The 7,927-nt window shown below is 68.4% G+C and carries 9 protein-coding genes; 6 read left to right on the top strand and 3 right to left on the bottom strand.

Annotated features, from left to right (window positions below; translation table 11 throughout):
• Nucleotides 1-484: 484 nt before the first annotated feature.
• Nucleotides 485-760, top strand: coding sequence for an isoamylase early set domain-containing protein (locus tag ACFWB8_RS35945; RefSeq protein WP_385237186.1), 276 nt, complete (start codon nucleotides 485-487; stop codon nucleotides 758-760).
• A 42-nt stretch (nucleotides 761-802) separates the two neighbouring features.
• Complete coding sequence (locus tag ACFWB8_RS35950) at nucleotides 803-1,150, top strand: PRC-barrel domain-containing protein (RefSeq protein WP_385237189.1); 348 nt, start codon at nucleotides 803-805, stop codon at nucleotides 1,148-1,150.
• Nucleotides 1,151-1,298: 148 nt separating this feature from the next.
• Here ACFWB8_RS35950 and ACFWB8_RS35955 read toward each other — a convergent pair whose 3' ends face one another.
• On the bottom strand, nucleotides 1,299-1,448 hold the full coding sequence (locus ACFWB8_RS35955; protein WP_385237192.1) for a hypothetical protein: 150 nt from the start codon (nucleotides 1,446-1,448) through the stop codon (nucleotides 1,299-1,301).
• A 267-nt stretch (nucleotides 1,449-1,715) separates the two neighbouring features.
• On the opposite strand from ACFWB8_RS35955, the gene ACFWB8_RS35960 reads away from it, so the two are divergent.
• The gene (locus ACFWB8_RS35960; RefSeq protein ID WP_385237195.1) at nucleotides 1,716-2,201 is read left to right on the top strand and encodes a DUF2975 domain-containing protein; all 486 of its coding nucleotides are present in this window, start codon (nucleotides 1,716-1,718) and stop codon (nucleotides 2,199-2,201) included.
• Nucleotides 2,201-2,422 carry a helix-turn-helix transcriptional regulator gene (locus ACFWB8_RS35965; RefSeq protein WP_013872065.1) on the top strand — a complete coding sequence of 74 codons (222 nt, stop codon included), beginning with the start codon at nucleotides 2,201-2,203 and terminating at the stop codon, nucleotides 2,420-2,422. The genes ACFWB8_RS35960 and ACFWB8_RS35965 overlap by 1 nt, the downstream gene beginning before the upstream one ends.
• A 14-nt stretch (nucleotides 2,423-2,436) precedes the next feature.
• Here the strand turns inward: ACFWB8_RS35965 and ACFWB8_RS35970 are convergent, their stop codons facing one another.
• Together ACFWB8_RS35970 and ACFWB8_RS35975 are read right to left on the bottom strand one after the other, a co-directional pair.
• On the bottom strand, nucleotides 2,437-2,766 hold the full coding sequence (locus ACFWB8_RS35970) for an STAS domain-containing protein (protein WP_385237199.1): 330 nt from the start codon (nucleotides 2,764-2,766) through the stop codon (nucleotides 2,437-2,439).
• Between the two features lie 1,141 nt (nucleotides 2,767-3,907).
• Nucleotides 3,908-4,195: a hypothetical protein gene (locus ACFWB8_RS35975; protein ID WP_385237202.1), complete on the bottom strand. Its 288-nt coding sequence runs from the start codon at nucleotides 4,193-4,195 to the stop codon at nucleotides 3,908-3,910.
• A gap of 725 nt (nucleotides 4,196-4,920) precedes the next feature.
• Between ACFWB8_RS35975 and ACFWB8_RS35980 the strand changes: the two genes are divergently transcribed.
• Together ACFWB8_RS35980 and ACFWB8_RS35985 are read left to right on the top strand one after the other, a co-directional pair.
• Nucleotides 4,921-6,171 carry a serine hydrolase domain-containing protein gene (locus ACFWB8_RS35980; RefSeq protein WP_385237205.1) on the top strand — a complete coding sequence of 417 codons (1,251 nt, stop codon included), beginning with the start codon at nucleotides 4,921-4,923 and terminating at the stop codon, nucleotides 6,169-6,171.
• A 731-nt stretch (nucleotides 6,172-6,902) separates the two neighbouring features.
• Complete coding sequence (locus tag ACFWB8_RS35985; RefSeq protein WP_385237208.1) at nucleotides 6,903-7,190, top strand: chaplin; 288 nt, start codon at nucleotides 6,903-6,905, stop codon at nucleotides 7,188-7,190.
• Nucleotides 7,191-7,927 lie beyond the last annotated feature (737 nt).

The raw sequence follows: 7,927 nt of genomic DNA on the forward strand, positions 1-7,927 counted from the left end.
GGCTGCACTTCTACAATCACCACCGCGGACACACCGCGCTCGCAGGCAAACCACCCGCCAGCCGCGTCCCCAACCTCACAGGGCAATACACCTAGCCTAGCGCCCGCTGCCCGCATGGGGCCGGAATCCCCCGGCCGCGGCCCTGGGCGCCATGGGCGACCCTGCGCGCGTCCATCCTCAACGGGTCGCCCCTCCCCCGGTCGAGCTGGTTCCCTGAAGGGTCTCACGAGGGCGCGCGACCTCGTTGGTCCCGGTCCTTGCCCGCCAGACGCTGGCCGGCGTGGTGACCCGGCCGCCCGGGGCGGTGGTCATGGGAAGCGGCCGTCCGAGTACGAGCGACCTCTGCGGCCCGTGCCGTCGCCCCGCGCGTACGTCCGTGCGGGTGGCTGGCTGTCGCAGGTGGCGTAGTCCGCTGCTGCGCCGTCGCCGCGCCGGGCAGGGATGGCCAGGCCATTTCCCCCTGTCGGTGAGGAGCTGACGTTTCATGCTGGAGCGGACCCGGCGCAAGACGCGCACCGAGATCACGTTCGTCCTGCCCGCCGGCCATCCCGCCGGTCCGGTCAGTGTGGTCGGCGACTTCAACAGCTGGCGGCCAGGCGCCAACCCCATGACCGAGCGCCCCGACGGATCCCGCGCGGTCACGGTCGCCTTCCCGGCCGGTGAGCGGCATGGATTCCGCTACCTCGCAGACGGGGGTCACTGGCTCGACGAAGACGGAGCCGACGGCCACGACGGCCGCAACAGCCTCCTTCATACCTGACCCGCCGCTCCCCAGCGGCCCCCGCACTCCAAGGAGACACCCGTGACTGACCTGTGGAACTACAACCCCGAGTCCCGCTACACGCCCGGCACCCGCCTGGTCGGCTTCAAGGTCGAGGCCAGCGACGGCCACATCGGCAAGGTCGACGAACACACCGAAGACGTCGGCTCCTCCTACATCGTCGTCGACACCGGCCCCTGGATCTTCGGCAAGCACGTCCTCATCCCGGCCGGAACCATCGTCCGCGTCGACGTGAAGGAGGAGAAGATCCTCGTCAGCCTCACCAAGGACCAGATCAAGCACTCCCCCGAGTACGACAAGGACAAGCACCGCGGCGACGCCGCCTACCGCGACCAGCTCGGCCAGCACTACGGACGCGGCCACGTCTAACCCCACCCCCTCGGCGACGGCTGCGGCTCCCCACCACGCAGGAGAGCCGCAGCCCCACCCCCACGGCGCCGACTGCGGCAGCTCTGGTCCCTCAGTAGTCGAGGTCGAGGTAGTCGATGTCGGTGAACTCGACGAGGAGGTCGCCAGCTCAGCGCCCGCTGTCCTGGAAGTACGCCTCCTGGAACGCTTCGGCAGCGATCTGCTGGAGTTCGGCCTCGGCGGCGCCCGCTTCCTGGGCGGCGAACAGGCGGCTCGCGTACGCGGGCGGGACCTTGGACCGGCTGGAGGAGGCGGACACCGCGACTGCCCCACCACCGTCGCCTCCGAACCCGCCCCGTAGCAGCGGCCTGACTCCACCTGCGGCCTGCCCACGCAGGTCGTAGGCGGAGTCAGGCCGCGCCCGCCTCATTGCAACGGGATTCTGACGGTTCGCGCAGCCGCCATGCCACGGGAGGCGGCGGCGTCCCGCCCCGATGCGAAACCGCCGCCCACCCGTCGTCCCAGCCCTTGCTCCACCTATCGAGATTCGATAGATTCCCATCGCGACTCGATGGAAGGATGGGCTATGGGAAAGCTGACAGTGAGCGCGCTGCGCGCCGTGCTTGTGGTGGTGCTCGCCGGCACCGTGTTCGTACAGGCGCTGATGGTGTGGGCGTTGGCCACCGACCCGGAGGACGGGTCGCTCCCGCTGAACCCGCTGCGCGTGCTCACGATCCTGGGCATGGTGTCGGCCCAGGTCGCCCTGGTCTGCGTATGGCGGCTGGTGACGATGGTGCGACGCGGAACCGTGTTCTCCCACTCCGCCTTCCGGTACGTGGACGTCGTGATCGGCGCGATCGTGGCGGCTGCCCTCGTGTGGTTCGCGGTCACGGCCCTCAATGCGCCGGGCCAGCGAGACGACCCGGGTGTCACCGTCATCATGGGCGGGGTTGGCGTGGCCATCCTGGGGGTCGCACTCTTCGTGCTCGTGCTGCGGATGCTGCTCGCCCAGGCCGTCGCGCGTGACGTCGAAGCGTCGCAGATGCAGGCCGAGTTGAACGAGGTGATCTGATGCCGATCGCCGTCGACATCGACGTGATGCTGGCCAGGCGGAAGATGTCCGTGGGCGAGCTCGCGGACCGCGTAGGAATCACACCCGCCAACCTGGCGGTACTCAAGAACGGCCGCGCCAAGGCGGTGCGCTTCGCGACGCTCGCCGCGCTCTGCGAGGTGCTCAGGTGTCAGCCGGGCGACCTGCTGCGCTGGGAGGCCGAGGACGCCGCGGGCGGATGAGGCGATCCTTGGCCCTACAGGATGCGTGCCGCCTCGATGCCGTCGGCGGTCGGGAACAGGTCACGGGTTTCGGTGAGGTCCAGGAGCCGGTCCAGCCGAGGCGGCACGGGGCCGGCCAGGACCAAGCGTCCGGTGCGCAGCAGGTGCAGCATCAGGCTGAGCGTGACGGAGTCGGCGAAGGTCACCGCGGTGATGTCCAGGACGATGCGCCGCACGCCCGGGTCGTATGCGGCTTTCGTACTGGCCGTTTTGAGGGGTCCGAGGGTGTCCTGGTCGAACTCGCCCGCGCACACGATGACGCGGACTCCGTCCTCGTCGGGCAGTACCTGTACCTGCTGTTCCACCAGTGCTCCCCGGCTCGACCAGGGTCGCGGTACCGCCCCCGGGGCCAATCTCGTCGTCTGCTGTTCTCGCGCCTGTCTCATGGAACGCGCGGAGGGGCCCTGGCGCCGATGGCACCAGGGCCCCGAAGGAACTGCTACACCATCTGCCGGCCGGGATACTGCGCCGGCCTTCTGTTTCCGCAGACCCGACTGATACGCCGTCGGGGGTGCGGGGATCGCGGTTGCTTGACCGGAGACCACCTCACTATCGATGTCCTGCGGTATCCGGACTCAGCCTTCCGGCCCGGGCGATCCTGATGGCGCCTGGCTCCGCCGTTTCCCGTCGGTGATCAACTACCTACCAAACGGGATACTGGGCACTGTCGGCACGTCTCTTAACCGATGTACTGCCAACCGTTTGTACTGCTCGCGGCCTGACCAAGCGCGACGCTTCGGCAGCCAGCCCCGTCGCCCATCCTGCGTCTGCTCTGGCTTAGAACCCCACTGCCGAACTTCCCGGTGCGCGCGCCCGCAGCCGACGCCTTCACCGAGGTACCGCTCACTGACTTCACTGCTGGGTCATGCACTTACGGGTACTGCGCTTACTGATACTTCCGGTACTGCTCGCGGCGGCCCCTGATCACTGCGGGCCACCCGGTCCGGTCGTCAGCCCCGTCGCCGTCCTGCACCTGCTCTGGCTTCGGAACTCCACCACCGCACCGCCCTACGCACTGCAACTACCGATAGTGCGGGTACTGCGGTACTGATGCCCGGCAGTTCGTCCCTGCCAGGCCCTGCGGTCTCTCTGGGCTACGAGAGAAACCATAACCACGCCACCGCCTAATGTCTACTCTGGCCGCGACAGATTTTCAGGTGCCCTGCGCTGAGGTATTCGGGTGCTGCCGGGTCTGAACGGCTGTCGACGAGGGCAACAGCGACCAGCCGGCCATCGACCCCGAGCACACCGACCCCCACCCGCCGCGCATGCGTAATCCGAATCCGACCTCGTCGACGGCACCGGCGGATTCGCCGGACACATGGGCGGGCGGGCGAAGACCACGGCGGGCCTGGGATCACCCGTTTGCCGATCGTTTCCCCACACGACGGGGCATCGCGAGGTCCTGGGCCGGCTGTGAAGCCGCCCTCGCGCCGTCGGCGGGTGTCAGGACCCGTCGTCGTAGCGGTCCCGGCTGCCGGACTTGGCCAGCCCACGGCTGATCATGTAGCCGAAGGTGAGGAGCACGATGTACAGCCAGGCCTTGTCGGCGCGGAAGTAGTCGAGGTGGCTGTCGTCGGTGCCTACCACCATGGAGGCGATCAGGACCGCGATAACGCAGGCGATGTAGACGAAGAACTCCGTCGTCTTCAGGGCCGACTTCGTCTCGGTCGACAGGCGGCGGGTTCCGTGTCCGGAAACGTCAGCACCGGCGGTTCGGCGACTTTCAGGCATGCCACCCGGGTTCGAAGTGGTCATGGCAGCTGTCCCATCCGTTGTGCGGAGCACGTAGTGCACTCCACGAGTCGGGATCACGCCAAGATCGACGCCATCCCACAGGGGCGACTACCCCAAAAGAGAAGAGTAAACATCAGATAAGGTACACATCGAGCCGCAGGGTCGGTACACAGGCGCAGCACTACACCGCCCACCCAATCGGCGAAGCGGACGCCCTGCCAAGGGTGCCCGGGGCCGGCCGTAGCCAAGGTGCTGCTCACCGACCTGCCCGGCTGCGTCCGGACGCAGCGGTACCGTCCGCCCGACCGTGCGCAGCCAGCCGTCCGCGTCGTGGCGAACCAGGACGAGGAGCTGCGGCCGGCCGAGGGTGCCCGCGATCGCTCCGGTGATCGCCTCGCTGGTGTCCCGTCTTCTGAGCTTGGTCCAGCCGCGCACAGAGGGCCGGAACGGCTGGTTCATGCCCTTGACGACCAGGCTTTGTGCACACCCGGTCAGTGACCGCTGTCGATCGGCAAGTACGAGCCGCTGGAGATGTTCAGCCTGCACCTCAGGAGGTCGCTGAACGGCGGCGGTGGGGGATGACGTGGGTGGGGGCAGACACTTCGCCACTCCGATGGGCGTGACCTGGATGCGCCCGTCCGCCCCACCCGTGACGCTGGCGAGAAGGCCGGACTTCTCGCTCGCCGGGACCGGAGAGATCAACACACGGGAGCCGTGGACCCATGGGCCGGCACAAAGGACGCTCGCTCGGTGGCCTGATCCTGCTCGGAGTCCTGGCAGCGTCGGCCTGCCAGTCGCCGCACGCTGGCATCGCGGTGTCGGGCGGCAGCGACAGCGGAGCCCTCGACGCGCCGACCGAAGCCAAGGTCAAGCAGATCGTCCGCCGGTTCAAGGACACGAACCGCACTCCGGGGGTCCTGGTCGGCATCTGGAGCCCGAAGGGAACGTTCGTCAGTGCCACCGGCGTCGCCGACCTCACGACGGGGGCGCCGCTCCGTACGGACATGCAGTTCAAGATCGCGAGCCAGACCAAGACGTTCACGGCCAACCTCGTCCTGCAGCTGGTGGGCGAGGGGAAAGTCGCCCTTGAGGACCACATCTCCAAGTGGGTGCCAGGAGTCCCCAACGGGGACCGGATCACGATCCGCCAGCTCCTCAACCACACCAGCGGCCTCGCTGACGGTTTCACCTCGCCCACCGTCCAGGGGAAGATCCCCACCGGCTGCACCGTCGAGGAGCTCCTCTCGGCCGAGGGGAAGTTCCCCCCTGTCGCAGCTCCCGGCGCCAAGTGGTCGTACAGCAACTACGGTTACAACCTGCTCGGCCGTGTCGTGGAGCTGGTCGGCGGCCAGGATCTGAGCACCGCGGTCCAGCAGCGCATCACCCGGCCGCTCGGACTCCACCGCACCCTGCTCCCGACCTCTGGCAACGGCCTCACCACACCATTCACCCACGGATACGGACTGGGTGATGTGGGCCCCACCCAGGCACCCACCGCTGCCGATGACGCGACGGCCATCCCGGCGTCGTGCCTCTGGGCCCACGGAGCCATGGTCTCGACGCTCTCGGACATGCGGCTCTGGTCCCGCGCCCTGGCGACCGGTGCGCTGCTCAAGCCGGCAGTCTGGTCCGAGGCGACCAAGAACCCGATCCCCTTCGTCTTCGCGGGGAACTACAACGGGCCCGGCAAGTGGCGGTACGGACTGGGCTTCGTCGAGTCCGGCGGGTTCATCGGCGGAGAAGGCAGTTTCGCCGGCTACGAGTCCACCACCATGTACTCGCCCGCGCTTCGGACGGCGATCGAGGTGGTGTCCACCAAGAACCCCAACACCGTCACGCCTCCCCCGGCGTTTCAGGCCCTTGCCATGGCGGTCTTCGGCACCGGTCTCGGTTTCGGTCTCACGCCCGAACAGGCGCTCGCGCCCACGTTCACCGCAGCGGCGGGAGTGCCGGACGCACGGCTGAGGCAGTAAGCACCGCCCGGTGCGAGGGGGCACCGGTGACCGGCGCCGATGATCCCTTCGGTGGTGTCGCGGCGGCGGAGCCTGAACCACCCGCGGAACCCGAGCCCGTAGGGCTGCCGCATCCCCTTCACGAACCGACAGCATCGTGGTCAATCGGTCAACACCAAACCTTGGGTACAAGATTCCCTCCACCCCGGAAACGTCCGGTCGGGACTCCAGCCACTGCTGCGCCTGCGTCGGGTCCGTCGTCATCGAACACAGCGTCCACGGGCCTCAGAATCGGGAACCAAAAAGCCCGCCGTGACCAGATCGGCGCCGCCCAGCTCGCCGCGCTTGCCGAGCTGGATCGACTGGGCGCGGTGAGGACGGGACTTAAGTCCCTGAACGTCCGTGCCGGCGCGATGAACTGGTGCGCCGTCGGCCCGGAGCCCCTTCCGCGTCGTAACTGAGTTCCCCGCTGGCGCCGACCAGGGCCGAGCAGCCGCAGTGCGGCACCGGCGTGGTGATCATCCGAGCTCCTACGCCGTGCTCACGTGAATCCGGTCCCCGCAGGGCGTGTCGCCAAGTGCGGAGACTGCGTCTGTAGGCATCGGACACGCCCAGCCCTGCTCGACTAGGCTGAGGAGGTGACCAGAGGTCACCGCTTCGGCCCAATCCCCGTAACCGGCCACTTCCTCATGCTGTTGGACGGGTACCCATGCCGTAATCCCTGCGGCAGGCCCCTCCCCCAGGAGATATCGATGTCGCGTATCGCAAAGGCCGTAGCCGTTACCGCCGCAGCCGCTGCAGTCCTCGCCGGCAGCGCCGGCATGGCCGCCGCGGACGCCACTGCCGAAGGCGCTGCCATCGGCTCCCCCGGCGTCCTGTCCGGCAACGTCCTCCAGGTACCCGTCCACATCCCGGTCAACGTCTGCGGCAACACCGTCAACATCGTCGGCCTCCTCAACCCCGCCTTCGGCAACACCTGCATCAACAGCAGCGGTGACAACGCCGGTCACCACAAGGCCGACCACCACGGCGAGCACTGAGCACCACAAGCCTGACCTGCGAGCAAACACCCCAGGGCCGAAACCAGCAGGTCACACCCTCCTCTGAACCAGCCGCAGGGCACACGCCCTGAGCCGTCCGGCCACCCCCGCAGGGAGGCCGGACCGCCGCCGCGGCTCGACAGCGCCGGCGACGGACGCTCCCGCACACCGCCGCAACAGCTGCGGCTGGCTGCCACAGCGTTTGCGATCGACGACGTATTGGACCCCATCGTCAGACTCCAGCCCACCCAAGGGCAGCGAACCTCTGACACGTTAGAACCGCACCGCCACGAATCCCGCTGGTCGGCGCTCCTGACCAGTCGGTCGGTGCGGCCGTACCCGGCCAAGACCGCATCTACGTCCGAGCCGGGGAAGGCCGGAGCGGGCTGCAAAAGGGCTGCAGACCCCGGGGCGTGCCGTCGTTGACCACTGTCCGACGGCACCGGGACCAGGAGGTCATCTCCGCCGTCCTGCGGTGTGCTGAACCCCAAACCTTCTCGTCGTTGAACCACTTCACCGTGCCGGTCTGCCTATGGGGCATTCCTGCTGCGTCACGGCGACCGCCCCGACTGTTCCACCGGATACCCCCGGGCTTCCGCTTTCGCCCGGCACCGGCCATCCACCTGGACATGACGACATGGCGGTGGGCCCCCCCCCAGGGTAAAAGGGGGGGGGCCCCCCCCCCCACGGTCAATAACCCGGCGGGGAAGACCGGGGAGACCACCAAAACAAAGCCC

Source organism: Streptomyces sp. NPDC060031 (genome assembly GCF_042736805.1).
Lineage (GTDB): Bacteria > Actinomycetota > Actinomycetes > Streptomycetales > Streptomycetaceae > Streptomyces.